The 17869-nt window shown below is 69.8% G+C and carries 16 protein-coding genes; 11 read left to right on the top strand and 5 right to left on the bottom strand.

The window, feature by feature from the left end:
* Positions 1-6 precede the first annotated feature (6 nt).
* Together CAL24_RS12455 and CAL24_RS12450 are read left to right on the top strand one after the other, a co-directional pair.
* Entirely contained in the window at positions 7-315 is a 309-nt protein-coding gene (locus CAL24_RS12455; protein WP_028355908.1) for a DUF2160 domain-containing protein, read from the top strand.
* Positions 316-408: 93 nt separating this feature from the next.
* Positions 409-2139 (top strand): ABC transporter substrate-binding protein, encoded by a 1731-nt coding sequence (locus CAL24_RS12450; protein ID WP_028355909.1) that lies wholly within the window; start codon positions 409-411, stop codon positions 2137-2139.
* Between the two features lie 88 nt (positions 2140-2227).
* Here the strand turns inward: CAL24_RS12450 and CAL24_RS12445 are convergent, their stop codons facing one another.
* From CAL24_RS12445 to CAL24_RS12430, 4 genes are all read right to left on the bottom strand, one after another.
* Positions 2228-3370: a hypothetical protein gene (locus CAL24_RS12445; RefSeq protein WP_094806868.1), complete on the bottom strand. Its 1143-nt coding sequence runs from the start codon at positions 3368-3370 to the stop codon at positions 2228-2230.
* A gap of 67 nt (positions 3371-3437) precedes the next feature.
* Complete coding sequence (locus CAL24_RS12440) at positions 3438-4031, bottom strand: restriction endonuclease (RefSeq protein ID WP_094806867.1); 594 nt, start codon at positions 4029-4031, stop codon at positions 3438-3440.
* Between the two features lie 27 nt (positions 4032-4058).
* Positions 4059-4784, bottom strand: a complete 726-nt coding sequence (locus CAL24_RS12435) for a DUF502 domain-containing protein (protein WP_051439553.1) — start codon at positions 4782-4784, stop codon at positions 4059-4061.
* 118 nt (positions 4785-4902) lie between these two features.
* Positions 4903-5373 (bottom strand): winged helix-turn-helix transcriptional regulator, encoded by a 471-nt coding sequence (locus tag CAL24_RS12430; protein ID WP_028355911.1) that lies wholly within the window; start codon positions 5371-5373, stop codon positions 4903-4905.
* A 138-nt stretch (positions 5374-5511) separates the two neighbouring features.
* On the opposite strand from CAL24_RS12430, the gene CAL24_RS12425 reads away from it, so the two are divergent.
* From CAL24_RS12425 to CAL24_RS12415, 3 genes are all read left to right on the top strand, one after another.
* Entirely contained in the window at positions 5512-6813 is a 1302-nt protein-coding gene (locus CAL24_RS12425) for a D-amino acid dehydrogenase (protein ID WP_094806865.1), read from the top strand.
* A gap of 77 nt (positions 6814-6890) precedes the next feature.
* Positions 6891-8012, top strand: a complete 1122-nt coding sequence (locus CAL24_RS12420; RefSeq protein WP_094806864.1) for a metallophosphoesterase family protein — start codon at positions 6891-6893, stop codon at positions 8010-8012.
* Positions 8009-10660, top strand: coding sequence for an AAA family ATPase (locus CAL24_RS12415; protein WP_094806863.1), 2652 nt, complete (start codon positions 8009-8011; stop codon positions 10658-10660). The genes CAL24_RS12420 and CAL24_RS12415 overlap by 4 nt, the downstream gene beginning before the upstream one ends.
* On the opposite strand, the gene CAL24_RS12410 is transcribed toward CAL24_RS12415, so the two are convergent.
* Positions 10653-11606, bottom strand: a complete 954-nt coding sequence (locus CAL24_RS12410) for a tripartite tricarboxylate transporter substrate binding protein BugE (protein ID WP_038854023.1) — start codon at positions 11604-11606, stop codon at positions 10653-10655. The two genes, CAL24_RS12415 and CAL24_RS12410, sit on opposite strands and share 8 nt — an antisense overlap.
* 269 nt (positions 11607-11875) lie before the next feature.
* Between CAL24_RS12410 and CAL24_RS12405 the strand changes: the two genes are divergently transcribed.
* The 6 genes from CAL24_RS12405 to mnhG are packed head-to-tail and all read left to right on the top strand — an operon-like array spanning position 11876 to position 17831.
* Entirely contained in the window at positions 11876-14788 is a 2913-nt protein-coding gene (locus CAL24_RS12405) for a monovalent cation/H+ antiporter subunit A (RefSeq protein ID WP_094806862.1), read from the top strand.
* Positions 14788-15132, top strand: a complete 345-nt coding sequence (locus CAL24_RS12400) for a Na+/H+ antiporter subunit C (protein ID WP_028355916.1) — start codon at positions 14788-14790, stop codon at positions 15130-15132. Before CAL24_RS12405 ends, CAL24_RS12400 begins: the two co-directional genes overlap by 1 nt.
* Positions 15129-16754: a monovalent cation/H+ antiporter subunit D gene (locus tag CAL24_RS12395; protein ID WP_028355917.1), complete on the top strand. Its 1626-nt coding sequence runs from the start codon at positions 15129-15131 to the stop codon at positions 16752-16754. Before CAL24_RS12400 ends, CAL24_RS12395 begins: the two co-directional genes overlap by 4 nt.
* Positions 16751-17230: a Na+/H+ antiporter subunit E gene (locus CAL24_RS12390; protein ID WP_170947079.1), complete on the top strand. Its 480-nt coding sequence runs from the start codon at positions 16751-16753 to the stop codon at positions 17228-17230. The genes CAL24_RS12395 and CAL24_RS12390 overlap by 4 nt, the downstream gene beginning before the upstream one ends.
* Positions 17227-17508, top strand: a complete 282-nt coding sequence (locus CAL24_RS12385; RefSeq protein ID WP_094806861.1) for a K+/H+ antiporter subunit F — start codon at positions 17227-17229, stop codon at positions 17506-17508. Before CAL24_RS12390 ends, CAL24_RS12385 begins: the two co-directional genes overlap by 4 nt.
* Positions 17505-17831 (top strand): monovalent cation/H(+) antiporter subunit G, encoded by a 327-nt coding sequence (gene mnhG / locus CAL24_RS12380; protein ID WP_028355920.1) that lies wholly within the window; start codon positions 17505-17507, stop codon positions 17829-17831. Before CAL24_RS12385 ends, mnhG begins: the two co-directional genes overlap by 4 nt.
* Positions 17832-17869: the final 38 nt, after the last annotated feature.

Raw genomic sequence — 17869 nt, 5'->3', positions numbered from 1 at the left:
CCGGCCATGTTCGACTGGATGGTATGGACGACGCCGGTGGCGGTTTTCTTTACCTGCATCGTGCTGATGCTGGCCGGCATGACGGTCTGGGAATTGAAGTCGCCCACGCGCCTGCGCAAGGGCTTCCTGCCCATTGCCACTACGCGCGGCGACCGGCTGTTCATCGGCCTGATGGCCGCCGCGTGGGTCAACCTGGCCTATGTCGGCCTGGGCGAGCAGATGATGGATTGGTTCGGGCTGGAGGACCCGCCCACGGTCTGGATCAGCTTCGCGGTGTCGATGCTGGTGCTGGCCTGGATCATGCGCAAGGGATGAAACAAAAAGAGTTGTAGCCGAACGACCGCCGGCCGGCATCTTCCCAGGCCCAGGTCCGCAGCATGAAGGGAAGGTACATCGAGGAGATAGGTCATGAAATTGCGTAGGCAAGCCATGGCGGCGGCCATCGCCCTGATCGGGTGCTCGGCCGCGTGGGCCGGTCTGCCCGAGGCCGAGAAATGGGTGGATTCGGAATTCCAGCCGTCGTCGCTGTCCAAGGACAAGCAGATGGCGGAAATGCAGTGGTTCATCGACGCGGCGGCCAAGCTCAAGGCCCAGGGCGTCACCGAGATCAACGTGGTGTCCGAGACCATCACCACCCATGAGTACGAGTCCAAGACGCTGGCGCGCGCCTTCACGGAAATCACCGGCATCAAGGTCAATCACGACCTGATCCAGGAAGGCGACGTGGTCGAGAAGCTGCAGACGTCGATGCAGTCGGGCAAGTCCATTTACGACGGCTGGATCTCCGATTCGGACCTGATCGGCACCCACTACCGCTACGGCGCCATCCTGCCGTTGTCGGATTACATCGCCGGCGCCGGCAAGGAGTGGACCAACCCCGACCTGGACCTGAAGGATTTCATCGGCACCAAGTTCACCACCGCGCCGGACGGCAAGCTGTACCAGCTGCCCGACCAGCAGTTCGCCAACGTCTACTGGTTCCGCGCCGACTGGTTCGCCCGCCAGGACCTGCGCGACAAGTTCAAGGCCAAGTATGGCTATGAACTGGGCGTGCCCACCAACTGGTCGGCCTACGAGGACATTGCCGATTTCTTCACCAATGACGTGAAGGAGCTCGACGGCAAGAAAGTTTACGGCCACATGGACTACGGCAAGAAGGACCCGTCGCTGGGCTGGCGCTTCACCGATGCCTGGCTGTCGATGGCCGGCGCGGCCGACAAGGGGCTGCCCAACGGCATGCCGGTGGACGAATGGGGCATTCGCGTGGCCGACGACAAGTGCACGCCGGTGGGCGCCTCGGTCGAGCGCGGCGGCGCCACCAACAGCCCGGCGGCCGTGTATGCGCTGACCAAGTACATCGACTGGATGAAGAAGTACGCGCCGCCGCAGGCCATGGGCATGACGTTCTCCGAGTCCGGGCCGGTGCCGGCGCAGGGGCACATCGCCCAACAGATCTTCTGGTACACCGCCTTCACCGCCGACATGACCAAGAAGGGCCTGCCGGTGGTCAACGAGGACGGCACGCCCAAATGGCGCATGGCGCCGTCGCCCTATGGACCGTACTGGAAGGATGGCATGCAGAACGGCTACCAGGACGTGGGCTCATGGACGTTCTTCAAGTCCACCGACCCGAACCGCCTGGCCGGCGCCTGGCTGTACGCGCAGTTCGTCACGTCCAAGACCGTGTCGCTGAAGAAGTCCATCACCGGCTTGACGTTCATCCGCGACAGCGACATCCACAGCGACTACTTCACCAAGAACGCCGACCGCTATGGCGGCCTGATCGAGTTCTACCGCAGCCCAGCGCGGGTCGCCTGGACCCCGACCGGCAACAATGTGCCCGACTATCCCAAGCTGGCCCAGCTGTGGTGGAAGAACGTGGCGACCGCGGTCACAGGCGAGCAGACGCCGCAGCAGGCCATGGACAATCTGGCCGAGGAGATGGACCGGGTCATGGCGCGCCTGGAACGGGCCGGCATGGCGCAGTGCGCGCCCAAGCTGAACAAGAAGAGCGACCCGTCCAAGTGGCTGTCGGACGAGCACGCGCCGTGGAAGAAGCTGGCCAACGAGAAGCCGCAGGGCCAGACGATTCCCTACGACAAGCTGTTGCAGGCGTGGAAGGAAGGCAAGGTGCGCTAGTCGCGCGGCCGGAGCGTGCCGGCGCCTGCCCGATCGGGCAGGATGCCGGGCAACCTCGCTTCGAGGCATGCCCGGCTCATGCCGCGGCTCAAGCGGCGTCCGGCAGCTCGATCTGCGCCGTGCCGGGCAGGACCCAGCGCGCGCATTCCCGCGTGGCGTCGATGCAGCCGCCGTCGGCGTAGACTCCTTGCGGGTCGCGCCGGCGCAGCATGCGGGCCAGCACGGCCTGCACCGCCGCCGGGTCTTGCAGGGTGCGGGCCACGCGTTCCTCGACGATGGCCTCGTCCAGTATCAGGCGCCCGCGCGCATCGTGCCGCGCGCCGTCCCGCCAATGGTAGATCTCGACGCATTTCGCGGTGAGCGTATACGGCTGGTCGCGCTTCCAGAAATTATTGAACAGGCCGCCGCCCAGGTAGAACAGCCATGAGCCCTCGTAGCCCTCGACATTGGACGAGTGCGCATCGGGGTTGCGGAACCAGAGGCGGTCGCCCGGCACGTAGTAGCGCGGCGGCAGGGGCTGTTCGAGCGACCCGTACTCGCGCAGGAACACCTCGTGGAACTGGCCCGACATGATGGCGCGCGTTTCCCATTGCCGCTGCAGGCGCGCGTACAGCGCCGGATGGGCGTCGCGCAGCTCCTGGGCGATGCCCAGCAGCGTCACGTATTCGGTGGCGCGATAGCACGAGAAGGAGTAGAGCTTGCCGGAGGCCTGCGGCTGGGTGGCCAGCTGCAGGGCCTCGATCAGCGACACGCCCGGCTCGATGGTGAAGCCGCGCGCCTCGTCGTAGCGCCAATAGCCGGCCGGGCGCTCGGCGTGTTCGGTGTCGAACGCCAGCGCGGTGCGGCGCGCCGCCCGCACGATATGTTGGCGGATGCGCACGGCGCTGCGCAGTTCGGCGGCGTCGGGGAAGGGGAAGGCCACTGGTCCCAGCAGCATGGCCAGGATGATTTCGCGCGCCAGGTCATCGCCGCCGGCCTCGGTGTCCAGGCCCAGCGCGGCGTGCAGCCCGGTGGTGTCGCGGTCCGACGCCAGGGCGAGCAGGGCGCGGGAGGCCTCGAAGTGCATGGCTTGCGGGCCATCCGGGCGGGCCACCAGATGAGCTTCCAGGCCCAGCGAGGCCAGGTAGTCATGCGCGGCCCGGCATTGCGTGCGCAAGCCGGCCGGGTCGGGCGCGGCGATGCGGATGCCCTGCCGCGAGGCGGGCTGGCGTGGCGGTTCGGGTGAGGGCATGCGTCGGCTCCGCAAACCGGTGCGCGCCCGGGGGCCGGGGACAACGCGCGCCGTCAGGCGCCAGATTCTACTGCCGCGGCGCGGTTTGCATAGCCCCCGGCGGCAGCAGCCGGGCCAGCGCCTCGGCATCCATGAAACGGATGTTGTGGCGGCCGGCATAGGCGTGCGCCGCGGCGGAGATTTCACCCAGGGCGACGTAGATGCTCTCGCCGGCTCCCGCCTTGGCGCGCGCCGCTTCCAGGCGCTGCAAGGGTTCGACGCCCACATGGGCGGCTTTCCAGCGGCGCGCCGCTACCAGGGCGCGGCCGCTGCCGGCGCGCGTCGCCTCGAAGTCGGCCGCCGCGCCATCCAGCCGCCTGACTTCGCAGCCGTCGCGGCGCAGCGCCGCCTCCAGGGTGGCGGCGAAGGCGGGCCAGGGCATGCCGGCGAGCGCAGCCGCGGTCTGTTCGACGCGCGCCCGGGAGGGCTTGCCGCGTTGCTTCCAGGCGGCGATGCCGGCGATGGCCACGAACGGAATCGCGGCGAATACCGGGAACGGCGCGTAGGCCGGCGGCAGGGCGGCGAAGCCGACCACCACCAGCGCCGCGGCCACCAGCAGGCTGATCCACCAGCGCGAGCGCAGCAGAATGCCGAACAGCGAATTCTTGGCCATGAATTTCATGGGCAGTCCCGATACCGTTGATGGACGTCAGGCGGCCGGCGTGCCGGCGGGAGGCGGCGGATCGCCGGCCGGCGGCGCGGACGGCCCCGATGGCGCGCCGCCCGGTGTCGCGGGCGGGGCCGGCGGCGCCGGCGGGCGCGGCGGGGCGGCGCGCACCGCCGCCGGGGCATCCTGCGCGCGCGCCATCCAGGCGATCAGCGAGGCGCGCATGGCCTCCTCGACCGACATGTCGATGGGGTGCACCCAATCGGCCGGCACGAAGACCGTGTAGCCACCGATCATGTAGCCCATCGGCAGGTAGACGGCGACCCGTTCGCCGGGCAGGAAGCCTTCCGGCAGCCCCTCGGTGCCGCGCCGCGTGATCAGGCCGACCAGTTCCAGCGGCTGGCCCGGCATGCGCAGCACCACCACGTGCTGGGTGTCGGTCTTGGCGCTGGGCGAGAAATAATCGGCGAAGCTCTTGAGGGATGAATAGATGCTCTTGACTACCGGCAGGTTGGTGAACGGCATCTCGACCAGATGGAAGATGCGCTGCACCCGCTCCTTGGAGACCAGGTAGCCGATCAGCAGGATGCCCAGGATACCCAGCAGCAGCCCCATGCCGGGGATGTAGAAGCTGCCGATGAACGGGCTGAGCAGCGCCAGCGCGACCCGCTCGGTCCAGGACAGGAAAAGGAACAGCACATAGATCGTCAGCGCGATCGGCAGGACGGTGATCAGCCCGCGAAAAAAATAACGGTACAAGCGAGTCATCGGAAAGATTCTCCGGTAAGGCGAGCGCGGCGCCGCGCGTCCGGCCGCCATCGGGCCGGCACCCGGAGCATAGCAGCCGGGCGTTGCAATGCGGCGTCGCGCGAGGGGGTATGGGACCCTAGTGCCCGGCGGTGGGCAGGTACAGGGTTTCCTTGATTTCTTCCATCACCACGTAGCTGCGCGATTCCGCCGAGGCCGGCAGGCGCTTGAGGATCTCGCCCAGCAGCCGGCGGTACTCGTTCATTTCCGTCAGCCGGGCCTTGACCAGGTAGTCGAAATCGCCCGACACCAGGTGGCATTCCATGACCTCCGGCACGTACAGCAGTTCCTGCTTGACCTTGTCGAAAACGTCGCCCGACTTGGCCGACAGCTTGATTTCGAGGAACACCAGCAAGTTTCGGCCCAGGGCCGCCGGATTGACCCGCGCATGATACCCGGCGATGACGCCTTCGCGTTCCAGGCGCTTGACGCGCTCGGAACAGGGCGTGGCCGACAGGTTGATGCGCTCGGCCAGATCGGTGATGGAGATCCGCCCGTCGCGCTGCAGGATGTCGAGGATTTTCAGGTCGATGCGGTCGAGTTCGCGCATTTCACTCCTGGAGGCCGCTACGAGGGGCGCCGCCAGTCGAAAAGTGGATTGGAAAGGGCGATTTTAGTGCTTTTCACTGCCGCACCGCTTCTAGACTATTCAATTACCCATATGACTAGTCCAAGACGGGGAATTCTCATGCATGTCATCGTCCTGGGCGGCGGCGTGATCGGCACGACCACCGCCTACTACCTGGCTCGCCAGGGCGCCAAGGTCACCGTGCTGGACCGCCAGCCCGAGGCGGCCTGCGAGACCAGCTACGCCAACGCCGGCCAGGTCTCGCCCGGCTATTCGACCCCCTGGGCGGCGCCCGGCATCCCGCTCAAGGCCTTGAAGTGGCTGTTCCAGAAGGATGCGCCGCTGGCCATCCGGCCGGACGGCAGCCTGTTCCAATGGCGCTGGATGGCCGCCATGCTGGCCAATTGCCCGGCGGACCGCTACGCCGTCAACAAGGAGCGCATGCTGCGCCTGGCCGAATACAGCCGCGACTGCCTGCGCGCCTTGCGCGCCGACACCGGCATCCAGTATGAAGAACGCGCCCGCGGCACCCTGCAGCTGTTCCGCACCCAGGCCCAGTACGAGGCCGCGCAGCGCGACATCGAGGTGCTGGAAGCCAACGGCGTGCCCTACGAACTGCTCGATCGTGCCCGCCTGCAGATGGCCGAGCCGGCGCTGGGGCGCACCGCCCACAAGCTGGCCGGCGGCCTGCGCCTGCCCAACGACGAAACCGGCGATTGCCGCCTGTTCACGCGCCGCCTGGCGCAATTGGCGGCCGGGCTGGGGGTGGAGTTCCGCTATGGCCAGCCGGTGGACGGCCTGCAGACGCGCGGCGGCGAAGTCGTCGGCGTGCAGGTGGGGAGCGAGTCGCTGTCCGCGGACCGCTATGTCGCCGCCTTCGGCAGCTATACGCGCGGCTTCCTGGCTCCCCTCGGACTGGATCTGCCGGTCTATCCGGTGAAGGGCTATTCGCTCACGATTCCGCTGACCGATGCCGACGCGGCGCCGGTCTCCACGGTGCTGGACGAAACCTACAAGGTGGCGGTGACGCGTTTCGACAACCGCATCCGGGTGGGCGGCATGGCCGAGCTGGCCGGCTTCGACCTGCGCCTGAACCCGGCGCGCCGCCGCACGCTCGAGCACGTCGTCAACGACCTCTACCCCGGCTGCGGCGACGTGGCCAACGCCGAATTCTGGACCGGCCTGCGGCCCATGACGCCCGACAGCACGCCCATCGTCGGCGCCACCCGCTATGGCAACCTGTTCCTCAACACCGGCCACGGCACCCTGGGCTGGACCATGGCCTGCGGTTCCGGCAAGCTGGTGGCCGACCTGGTCACCGGGCAGCGGCCCGCGATCCGGGCCGACGACCTGGCCTTGGCGCGCTACGGCGCGCGTCCGCGCCGCGCCGGCATGGCCATGGGGGAACGCTCGGTCGCCTGAGCGCCAGCCGGCCGCGGGGTTGTGCCACAATCGCGCCATGACCGCCCGTCGTGGCGCAGGCACACCCCAGGTCTTCCGTGATTCATCTCCTCCATACCGCCGACTGGCAGATCGGCCGGCAGTACGGCCAGTTCGATACCGATGACGCGGCCTTGCTGGCCGAGGCCCGCTTCGACGCCGTGGCGCGCATCGCCGCGCTGGCGGCGCAGCGCGGCGTGGACGCCGTGCTGGTGGCGGGCGACGTCTTCGATACCCAGGCCGTATCCGACCGCAGCATCCGGCGCCTGTTCGGCGCGCTGGCGGCCTACGCCGGTCCCTGGGTGATGATCGCCGGCAACCATGACGCCGCGCTGGCCGACAGCGTCTGGTCGCGCGCACACCAGCTGGGCTGCATCGGCCCGAATGTGCATGTGCCGCTGCGGCCCGGCGTGGTCGATGTGCCGGGCGCGAACCTGGCGGTGCTGGCCGCTCCGCTGACGCAGCGCCACACATATGACGACACCACCGCGGTGTTCGATACCCTCGGGACCAGCCCCGGCCGGGCGCGGGTCGGGCTGGCCCATGGCAGCATCGCCGGCCGCCTGCCCGACGCGGTCGACTCGGCCAACCCCATCGCCGCCGACCGGGCCGCGCGCGCCCGGCTGGACTATCTCGCGCTGGGCGACTGGCACGGCTGCCTGCAGATCGACGCGCGCACCTGGTATGCCGGCACGCCGGAGCCGGACCGCTTCCGCGCCAACGCTTCCGGCAGCGTGCTGGACGTGCGCCTGCCGGGCGCCGGCGCCGAGCCGGTGGTCGAGGCCGTGCCGGTGGGCCGCTACCGCTGGACGCAATGGGCCGAGTCGCTCGAACTGGCTTCCGATGCCGAGGCGCTGGCACACCGCCTGGACGGCGTCGGCGCCGACGAGGTGCTGCGCATCGAATTGTCCGGCCAGATTTCGCTCGACGCCTGGCAAGCCCTGCAGGATGCCGCCGCGCGCGCGGCGGCGCGGGCGCGGGCGCTGCTGCTCGATACCGACCGTTTGTCACTGGCGCCGGACGAGCACGATCTGTCGGCCCTGGGAGGCAGCGGCTATGTGGGCGAAGTGGCGGCGCAATTGCAGGCCCTGCAGCACGACCCCGGGCAGGCCGCCGTGGCGCGCCATGCCTTGCGCCTGCTGGTCCAGTTCCAGCGCGAACGCGCGGCGGGGCAGCCATGAAGCTGCGCCGCCTGTCCCTGGCGGAATTCCGCAAGTTCCGCGATACCGTCGAACTGGACGGGCTGGCCGACGGCCTGAACGTCATCGCCGGCCCGAACGAGGCGGGCAAGAGCACCCTGGCGGCGGCCATCCGCGCGGCGTTCCTCGAACGCTACAAGACGACCAAGGTGGCCGACCTGGCGCCATGGGGCATGCACGGCGCGCGTCCCACCGTCGAGGTCGAATTCGATCACGGCGGGCGCCGCTACCTGCTGCGCAAGTCGTTCCTGAGCCGGGCCCGCTGCGAGTTGTCGATCGACGGCGGCGCCGAGCGCCACGAAGGCGAGGCGGCGGAGAACGCCCTGGCGGCGCTGCTGGGCTTCGAGTTCCCGGCCAAGGGGCAGAGCCGGCCGGAACACGGCGGCATCCCGGGACTGCTATGGATCCAGCAGGGCGACGGCCACAATCTGCTGGAGCCGGCCGCCCATGCGCAGGTCCACGTGCGCGACGCGCTCACCCGCCTGACCGGCGAGCTGACCTCCGCCGAGGGCGATGACCTGTATGAAAGGGTCGAGGCCGAACGGGCCATGCTGCGCGATGCTCGCAGCGGCAGGCCCAAGGGCGCCTACAAAGAGGCCGAGGAGGCCTGCGCGCGGGCCTTGCAGGCCGCGGCGGAACTGGCGGCCGCCAAGCGCGCGCTCGACGCCGACGTGGATCGGCTGGCGAGCCTGCGCCGCGACTACGAAAAAGCCGAACGCGAACAGCCGTGGCGCGAACTGGAGCAGCGCGCGGCCCAGGCGCGCGCCCGGCTGGCCGAGATCGAACGCGAGCGCGAAATCGTGGCGGGCCTGGCGCGCGAACTGGCGCAGGCCGACGATACGCTGGGCCTGCTGCGCGAGCAGGTCGAGCGCGACCGGCGCGATGCCGAGGCGCTGCGCGAACTGCAGGCCCAGGCCGAACAGGCGGCCGCGGCGCTGGCGCCGGCGCGCGAGGCGCTCGAGCGGGCGCGCCTGCAGCACCAGCAGGGCGCCGAACGCCTGGCCCAGGCGCAGGCGCAGGTCGCCGCCGCGCAACTGGCGGCGCAGCGGCGCGATTGCGATGAACAGATCGTCCGTCTCGACCAGGAATTGCAACGCTGGGATGCCGCGATAGCGGAGGCCGGGCGGCTGGCCGCGCACATCCAGGAATTGCAGGCCGCGGCGGCGGGGCTGTCGATCGATGCCGCCAGCCTGCGCAAGCTGCGCGGCCTGGAGCAGCGTATCGGCGAGCTGCAGGCGCAGCAGCGCGCCGGCGCCACGCGCTTGTATCACCACCTGCAGGATGGGCGCGTCATCCGGCTGGACGGCGCGCCGCTGGCGGGCGAGGGCGAGGTGCTGGTGAGCGACGCGGCCGAACTGCACATCGATGGGGTCGGCATGCTGCGCATCGAACCCGGCGGGCGCGACCTGCCGGCGGTACTGGCCGGCCTGCAGGCCGCGCGCGCCGAGCGCGACGCGCTGCTGGCCAGCCTGGGCGTGGCCGGCCTGGCCGAGGCCGAGGCGCGCGCCGCCAGCCACGAGCAGATCAGGCGCGACCTCGACATGGCGCGCCAGAGCCTGGGCATCCACGCCCCGGACGGCGTGCAGGCCCTGCATGCCGTCCAGGCACAGGCCCGCGCCCGCCGCGAGCAGCTCCATGCGCAACGCGCCGCCTTGCCGGAGGCCGCGGCGGCCATGGATCTGGCGCAGGCGCAGCAAGCGTTGCGCGCCGCCAGCGTCGAGGCCGAGCATGCCGCGCAGGCGCTGGCGGCGGCGCGCACCACGCTCGATACCCAGCAGGGGCGGGCGCAGTCGCTGCAGGCCCATTGGGCGGCCCGGCAGAACGAGTTCCTGGCCGCCGGGCGCAGCGCCCAGCGCGAGCAGCGCGACGCCAGGCTGGCCGAGGCCGGCGCGCGCCGCGCCGCGCTGGCGCAGCGCTGCGAGGCGGCGCAGCTGGCCCTGCGGGCCCACCAGCCCGAGCTCATCGAGCAGGACGCGCAGCGCTTCGAGCAATCGGCGGTGCTAGCGCGCGATGCCCAGCACCGGCGCCATGCCGAGCTGCTGCAACTGCAGGGCAAGCTGGAGCAGGCCCAGGCCCAGGGCCTGGGCGAGCGGCTGCTGGTGGCCGAGGCCGACGCGCAGCGGCTGGCGCGCCGTCGCGATGAATTCGCCGCGCGCGCGCAGGCGCTGGACTTGCTATGGCAGTTGCTCGGCGAACGGCGCAATGCCGCAACCCAGCGGCTGCTGGACCCTCTGGCGCGCCGCCTGCAGCACTACGCGGCGCTGCTGTTTGCCGGCGCCCAGTGGCGCCTGGACGATGCCTTGCTGCCGGCCGCGCTGGCGCGCGGCGCCGGCGACGATCCCCTGGAAGCGCTCAGTTTCGGCACGCGCGAACAACTGGGGGTGTTGGCCCGGCTGGCGTATGCCGACCTGCTGCAGCAGGCCGGCCGGCCGACGCTGCTGATGCTCGACGATGCGCTGGTGCATGCCGACCAGGCGCGGCGCGAACTGATGAAGCGGGCCCTGTACGACGCCGCCTCGCGGCACCAGGTGCTGCTGTTCACGTGCCATGGCGAGGCCTGGCAGGACATGGGCGTGCCGGTGCAGGAAGTGCCCGGCACGCCGCGGGCCATTGATGCCGGCCTCAGTTGAGCCGGATGTTCTGCTGGTCGGCGATCTGCTTGCGCAGCTCGAGTTCGCGCTTGATGAGCGCGGCGTACGCTTGCGGCGTGCCGCCGTCGACCAGCGAGCCGCGGTCCATCAGGCGCTGGCGGATGTCCGGGTCCTGCAGCGCCTTCACCGCCGCATCATGCACGCGCGCGACGATGTCCGCGGGCACGCCGGCGGGCGCCACCAGTCCGTACCAGGCCATGTTGTTCATGGCCGGCAGGCCGGCCTCGGCGAAGGTCGGCACATCGGGCATGCCGGCCACGCGCGCCGGCGCGGCCACCGCCAGCGCGCGCAGCTTGCCGGCCTGGATGTGGGCATACGACGAGGGCAGGTTGTCGAACTGCGCGCTGACCTGGCCGGCCAGCGTGTCGTTGAGGGCGGGGCCCGAGCCGCGGTACGGCACGTGGATCATGTCGGTGCCGGTCAGCGACTTGAACAGTTCGCCGTCCAGGTGCGAAATGCTGCCGGTGCCCGCCGAGGCATAGCTATAGGCGCCCGGCTCGGACTTGAGCAGCGCGATGAACTCCTGCAGCGTATTGGCCGGCGTCTTGGGGTTGACCGTCAGTACGTTGGGCACGTTGACCAGGTTGGTGATGGGGGTGAAGTCCTTGAGCGGATCGTACGGGGTCTGCGCGTTGGTGGCGGGGTTGGTCGCCATGGTGCTGACCGTTGCCACGCCGAGGGTGTAGCCGTCGGGCGCCGACTTGGCCAGCGCATCGGCGCCGATGGCGCCACCGCCGCCGCCCCGGTTTTCGACCACCACCGGCTGGCCGAGCGCGCGGCCCAGGCCGTCGGCCACGATGCGGGCCACCATGTCGGTGGTGCCGCCCGCCGCGAACGGCACGATCAGCCGCACCGGACGTTCGGGGTAGCCCTGGGCATGGGCGGCGGGGCTCGCCAGGGGGGCCGCCAGCAGCGCCAGCAGCATGGACTTGAACAGCGTATTTTTCTTCAAAGGGAGTCTCCTGGAAGCGCGCCGCCGGGAAATGGCGGCACAGGCCGGGCTATTGCATCGTGCGAACCTTACAAGAATCTGATATTTTTCGGGGTGGATTCCTGGCCGGCTCTGTCGACGCCTTGGCGCCGCGCCCGCGGTGTCGCTGCAACGGCGCGCTTGTCCAGGGTTCCGAGTAACGTCATACCGGCTTTATGCTTGGCTCACGCCACGAGACGAGTCGCCGGTCCTCCCGGAACGCCATGTCGCTGATTCTCATACTCGCTCTGCCATTTGCTGGCAGCCTGTGCGCTGCGCTGTTGCCGTCCAACGCCCGCAACGCCGAGGCCTGGCTGGCGGGGCTCACCGCGCTGGCCTGCACCGTGCTGGTGGCCAGCCTGTTCCCGCAAGTCGTCGATGGCGGCGTAGTGCGGGCCGACCTGGCCTGGGCGCCGGCGCTGGGCCTGGAGTTCACCCTGCGCATGGACGGCTACGCGTGGCTGTTCGCGCTGATCGTCTCGGCCATGGGCACGCTGGTGGTGCTGTATGCGCGCTACTACATGTCGCCCGAAGACCCGGTGCCGCGCTTCTTCTCGTTCTTCCAGGCGTTCATGGCCGCCATGCTGGGCGTGGTGCTGTCGGGCAATCTCATCCAGCTCGTGCTGTTCTGGGAAATGACCAGCCTGGCGTCGTTCATGCTGATCGCCTACTGGCATCACCGGCTCGACGCCAAGCGCGGCGCGCGCATGGCGCTGACCGTCACCGGGGCCGGCGGCCTGTGCCTGCTGGCCGGGGTGCTGATCCTCGGCCACATCGTCGGCAGCTACGACCTCGACCGCGTGCTGGCGGCGGGCGACCTGGTGCGCGCCGATCCCTGGTATCCGGCCGTGCTGGTGCTGGTGGCGCTGGGCGCGCTCACCAAGAGCGCGCAGTTCCCGTTCCAGTTCTGGCTGCCCAACGCCATGGCGGCGCCCACGCCGGTATCGGCCTACCTGCATTCGGCCACCATGGTGAAGGCCGGCGTGTTCCTGCTGGCGCGGTTCTGGCCGGTGCTGGCGGGCACCGAGGAATGGTTCTGGATCATCGGCGGGGCCGGGCTGTGCTCGCTGGTGCTGGGCGCCTACGCGGCCATCTTCCAGCAGGACATGAAAGGCGTGCTGGCCTACTCGACGATCAGCCACCTGGGCCTGATCGCGCTGCTGCTCGGCATGAACAGCCCGCTCGGGCTGGTGGCGGCCATCTTCCACATGGTCAACCACGCCACCTTCAAGGCGTCGCTTTTCATGGCCGCCGGCATCGTCGACCACGAAACCGGCACGCGTGATCTCGGGCGGCTGAGCGGCCTGCGCAAGGCCATGCCGATCACCGCCACGCTGGCCACCGTGGCCGCGGCCGCGATGGCGGGCGTGCCGCTGCTCAATGGCTTCATCTCCAAAGAGATGTTCTTCGCCGAGACGACCTTCGTCAGCGGCGACCCGCTCATCCAGTACGGCTTGCCGGCCATGGCCGTGCTGGCCAGCGCGTTCAGCGTCGCCTATTCGCTGCGCTTCATCCTGCAAGTGTTCTTCGGGCCGCCGGCGCAGGATCTCCCGCGCGCGCCGCACGAGCCGCCGCGCTGGATGCTGGTGCCCAGCGGGCTGCTGGTGCTGTGCTGCCTGGTGGTCGGTGTGATCCCGGGCATCACTGTGGGGCCGTTCCTGGACACCGCCGCCTACAGCATCCTGGGCGACGGGATGCCATCCTACAGCCTGGCCGTGTGGCACGGCCTGAACCTGCCGCTGGTGATGAGCTTCGTGGCCATGATCAGCGGGGTGCTGCTCTACCTGGCGCTGCGGGCGCGCCAGCGCGCCTATCCGGGACGCGTGCCGTTCATCTACCGGCTCGACGGCCGGCGCTCGTTCGAGTTCCTGCTCGACTATTCCAGCGTGGCGGCCAATTGGCTGCTGGGCCGCATTTCCTCGCCGCGCCTGCAGATGCAAATGGTCCTGATCGTGGTGGGAGCGCTGCTGGTCGCCTGGCTGCCGTTGCGCCGCGGCACCTGGACCGACACGGTCGCTCCGCTGACGCCGCTGGACCCGGCCTTCGCGGCACTCTGGGTCGTGGGCGGAATCTGCGCGGTGGGCACGGCTTTCCAGGCCAAGTACCATCGCCTGGCCTCGCTGATCCTGGCCGGCGGCGCGGGCCTGGCCGTCTGCCTGACCTTCGTCTGGTTTTCCGCGCCCGACCTGGCGCTGACGCAGCTTGCCGTCGAGGTCGTGACCGTGGTCCTGCTGTTGCTCGGGCTGCGCTGGCTGCCGCGCCGCATCGAGGGCAAGACCGACGGAGAACAGGCCGACGCGCGGGCCCGCGTGCGCCGTACGCGCGACGTGGTCATCGCGGCGGTCGTCGGCACGTCGCTGGCGGCGCTGGCCTATGCGATGCTGACGCGCCCGCAGGAGCAGCCCATTTCGGAGTTCTTCGTCCACATGGCCTTGCCCGAGGGCGGCGGCACCAACATTGTCAACGTCATCCTGGTCGACTTCCGCGGCTTCGACACGCTCGGCGAAATCACCGTGCTGGGCATCGTCGCCCTGACGGTGTACGCCCTGCTGCGCCGTTTCCGGCCGGCCCCCGAAAGCGCCGGCATGCCGCTGCAGCAGCGCGACCAGGCCGAGACCGTGACGGTCGCCCCGGACATCCATGCGGTGCTGCCGCCGGGCGGCATGATGCTGCCCGCCGTGCTGGTGCGCCTGCTGCTGCCGGTGGCCGCGATGGCTTCCGCGTATTTGCTGCTGCGCGGCCACAACCTGCCTGGCGGCGGCTTCGTGGGCGGCCTGGTGATGGCCACCGCCGTGATCCTGCAATACATGGTGGGCGGCGTGTATTGGGTCGAGTCGCGCAGCCGGCTCAACCCGCAGCACTGGGTCGGGCTGGGGCTGCTGTGCGCGGGCCTGACCGCCATCTCCGCGTGGCTGGCGGCGCGCCCGTTCCTGTCGGCGCTGGCCTGGGATTTTTCCCTGCCCGTGATCGGCCACATACATTTGTCCAGCGTGCTGCTGTTCGACGTGGGCGTCTACATGCTGGTGGTCGGCTCCACCGTATTGGTGCTGGTCGCCCTGGCGCACCAATCGCTGCGCGCGCAACGCAAGGCGGCCGCCGATGCGCAGGCCGCCGCACAATCCGGGAGTACTGCCTGATGGAATTGATCTACGCCGCGGCGGTCGGCATCCTGGCCGGATCCGGCGTGTGGCTGATCCTGCGGCCGCGCACCTTCCAGGTCATCATGGGGCTGACGCTGGTGTCCTATGCAGTCAACCTGTTCATCTTCGGCATGGGGCGCCTGACGGAAGGGCGGCCGCCCATCATCGACGCCGCGGTGGCGCCCGATCCGGCCGCGATGGCCGATCCGCTGCCGCAGGCCCTGGTGTTGACCGCCATCGTGATCGGCTTCGCCACCACCGCGCTGTTCCTGGTCGTGCTGCTCGCCTCGCGCGGGCTCACCGGGACCGACCATGTCGACGGCAGGGAGTCCGAATCTTGATCGACTGGCTGCAGCACGCTCCCATCTATCCCATCGCGGTGCCCCTGGTCGCCGGGGCCGCGATGCTGTTGTTGTCGGACTCGCAGCGCGGCGTGCGCGCCGGCATCGCGGTGGCCTCGTGCCTGGCGCAGCTGGCCGCGGCGATCGCGCTGCTGGCGCTGGCGGCCGGAGCAGGGGGGCATTGGCCGAACGGCGTGGGCGTCTACCTGCCGGGCGACTGGCCGGCGCCGTTCGGCATCGTCCTGGTGGTCGACCGGCTGGCGGCAATCATGCTGGGCCTCACCGCGGTGCTGGGACTGGCCTCGCTCATCTACTCGCTGGCGCGCTGGGACCGCCTGGGGGTGCACTTCCACTCGCTGTTCCAGTTCCTGCTGATGGGCCTGAACGGCGCCTTCCTCACCGGCGACCTGTTCAACCTGTTCGTATTCTTCGAAGTGCTACTGGCGGCTTCCTATGGGCTGTTGCTGCACGGTTCGGGCGTGGCGCGGGTCAGCGCCGGCCTGCAGTACATCGCCGTCAACCTGGTGGCCTCGTTCCTGCTGCTGATCAGCATCGCGCTCATCTATGGCGTGACCGGCACGCTCAACCTGGCCGACCTGGCGGTGCGCGCCGGCACCCTGGCCGGCAGCGAGCGGCTGCTGTTCGAAGCGGGCGCGGCCGTGCTCGGCGTGGCGTTCCTGGTCAAGGCCGGCGCCTGGCCGCTCAACTTCTGGCTGGTGCGCGGCTACGGCTCGGCCAGCGCGCCGGTGGCCGCGGTGTTTTCCATCATGACGAAGGTCGGCATCTATGCGCTGCTGCGCATCGGCTCGCTGCTGCTGCCCACCGGCGCGCCGGCCGCCTTCAGCCTGGACTGGATGTTCGCGGCCGGGTTGGCCACCCTGGTTTTCGGGGCCATCGGCCTGCTGGCCACCCAGCAACTGGAGCAACTGGTCGGCTATTGCGTCATCGTCTCGGCCGGCACGCTGCTCACCGCGTTGGGCATGCCCGGGGTCACGCTGACCGGGCCGGCGCTGTTCTACCTGCTCAGTTCGGTGCTGGCCACCGGCGCCTTTTTCATGCTGGTCGAACTGGTCGAGCGCACGCGCACCTTCGGCGCCAACGTACTGGCCGTCACCATGGACATGTTCGACCTGGACGACCCGGAAACGCCCAACCGCTCCGACGACGTGGTGGGCGTGGCGATCCCGGCGGCCATGGCGTTCCTCGGCCTGGCCTTCGTCTCCTGCGCCTTGCTGGTGACGGGGCTGCCGCCGCTGTCGGGCTTCGTGGCCAAGTTCTCGCTGCTGTCGGCCGCGGTCACCGCCGCCAACAGCTCGACGCAGCCGGCCGATGCCTGGATCCTGGTGGCGGCGGTGCTGGTTTCCGGGCTGGCCGGCATCGTGGCGTTCGGCCGCACCGGCATCCGCATCTTCTGGAGCACCGACGAGCGCACCACGCCGCGCCTGCGCCTCAGCGAAGCGGGGCCGGTGGCGGTGCTGATCCTGCTGTGCATCGCCCTGGCCGCCGGCGCGGGGCCGGTCTCGGCATACCTGGACGAGGCCGCGCGCTCGCTCGACCAGCCGGCCCAGTACATCGACGCGGTGTTGTCGGCCGACACGGTACGCACCCTGGGGGGCCAATGATGCGGCGCTGCTACAAATTCCTGCTGCCGGCGGCGCTGTTGTGTCTGTGGCTGCTGCTCAACCAGTCGGCCTCGCCCGGCCAGTTGCTGATCGGCGCGGCGCTGGCCTTGTGGCTGGGCTTTGCCTCCAGCCGCCTGCGGCCGCTGCGCAGCCGCCCGCACAAGTTGTGGCTGGTGCCCGGCCTGATCTGGCGGGTGCTGGTCGACATCGTGCGTTCCAATATCGCGGTGGGCAGACTGATCCTGCAGCCGCGCCGCCCGTTCTCGCCCGGCTATGTGCACATCCCCCTCGAGCTGCGCGACCCGCACGGCCGTGCGCTGCTGGGCTGCATCCTGACCTACACGCCCGGCACCGTATGGGTGGACGTGTCCGACGCCGAACTGATCCTGCACGTCCTCGATCTCGAGAACGAACAGGCCTGGATCGACCTGATCAAGCAGCGCTATGAGCGCACCCTGATGGAGATCTTCGAATGAACGTCGTCCTGTACTGGGCCGCTTCCTTCGCCTTGCTGTGCTTCATGCTGGGCATGGCGTGCGCCACCGTGCGGATGGTGCGCGGCCCCACCGCGCAAGACCGCGTGCTGGGGCTCGACGCCCTGTATATCAACGGCATGCTGGCCATGCTGGCCTTCGGCATCCGGTCCGGCACCCCGGTGTATTTCGACGTGGCGCTGCTGATCGCGCTGTTCGGCTTCGTCGGCTCCACGGCCATGGCCAAGTTCCTGCTGCGCGGCGAGGTCATCGAGCCATGACTGGAGATATCCCCCTGTGGGCGGGCATACCCGCCGCCGTCCTGCTGGTGGCGGGCGGGCTGCTGGCCCTGGTCGGTTCGGCGGGCCTGTTGCGCTTCCGCGATTTCTTCTGCCGCATCCACGCGCCCACCCTGGGCAACACGCTCGGCGCCGGCTGCGTATTGCTGGCATCGATCCTGGTGTTTTCCGCGCTGGACCAGCGTCCGGTGTTCCACGAGATCCTCATTACCCTGCTGTTGCTGCTGACCTCGCCGGTCACGGCCATGCTGCTGATGCGGGCGGCGGTGTACCGCGGCCAGCGCCAGCGCGGCGAACTGAAGTAGGCGGGCAGGGCGGGCGCCCGCCAAACGTATCCGGGCGC

The sequence above is a fragment of the Bordetella genomosp. 2 genome (genome assembly GCF_002261345.1).
Lineage (GTDB): Bacteria > Pseudomonadota > Gammaproteobacteria > Burkholderiales > Burkholderiaceae_B > Bordetella_A.
The sequence above is the reverse complement of the archived record's forward strand: the minus strand, read 5'-3'. Positions and strand labels throughout refer to the sequence as shown.

What these genes read in the sequence shown, in the direction of transcription:
- mnhG (WP_028355920.1), top strand. Translation starts at nt 17,505, where the DNA reads ATGACTGGAGATATCCCCCTGTGGGCGGGCATACCCGCCGCCGTCCTG.
- CAL24_RS12455 (WP_028355908.1), top strand. Translation starts at nt 7, where the DNA reads ATGTTCGACTGGATGGTATGGACGACGCCGGTGGCGGTTTTCTTTACC.
- CAL24_RS12390 (WP_170947079.1), top strand. Translation starts at nt 16,751, where the DNA reads ATGATGCGGCGCTGCTACAAATTCCTGCTGCCGGCGGCGCTGTTGTGT.
- CAL24_RS12410 (WP_038854023.1), bottom strand. Translation starts at nt 11,606, where the DNA reads ATGCTGCTGGCGCTGCTGGCGGCCCCCCTGGCGAGCCCCGCCGCCCAT.
- CAL24_RS12385 (WP_094806861.1), top strand. Translation starts at nt 17,227, where the DNA reads ATGAACGTCGTCCTGTACTGGGCCGCTTCCTTCGCCTTGCTGTGCTTC.
- CAL24_RS12435 (WP_051439553.1), bottom strand. Translation starts at nt 4,784, where the DNA reads ATGACTCGCTTGTACCGTTATTTTTTTCGCGGGCTGATCACCGTCCTG.
- CAL24_RS12400 (WP_028355916.1), top strand. Translation starts at nt 14,788, where the DNA reads ATGGAATTGATCTACGCCGCGGCGGTCGGCATCCTGGCCGGATCCGGC.
- CAL24_RS12440 (WP_094806867.1), bottom strand. Translation starts at nt 4,031, where the DNA reads ATGAAATTCATGGCCAAGAATTCGCTGTTCGGCATTCTGCTGCGCTCG.
- CAL24_RS12415 (WP_094806863.1), top strand. Translation starts at nt 8,009, where the DNA reads ATGAAGCTGCGCCGCCTGTCCCTGGCGGAATTCCGCAAGTTCCGCGAT.
- CAL24_RS12445 (WP_094806868.1), bottom strand. Translation starts at nt 3,370, where the DNA reads ATGCCCTCACCCGAACCGCCACGCCAGCCCGCCTCGCGGCAGGGCATC.
- CAL24_RS12405 (WP_094806862.1), top strand. Translation starts at nt 11,876, where the DNA reads ATGTCGCTGATTCTCATACTCGCTCTGCCATTTGCTGGCAGCCTGTGC.
- CAL24_RS12425 (WP_094806865.1), top strand. Translation starts at nt 5,512, where the DNA reads ATGCATGTCATCGTCCTGGGCGGCGGCGTGATCGGCACGACCACCGCC.
- CAL24_RS12450 (WP_028355909.1), top strand. Translation starts at nt 409, where the DNA reads ATGAAATTGCGTAGGCAAGCCATGGCGGCGGCCATCGCCCTGATCGGG.
- CAL24_RS12430 (WP_028355911.1), bottom strand. Translation starts at nt 5,373, where the DNA reads ATGCGCGAACTCGACCGCATCGACCTGAAAATCCTCGACATCCTGCAG.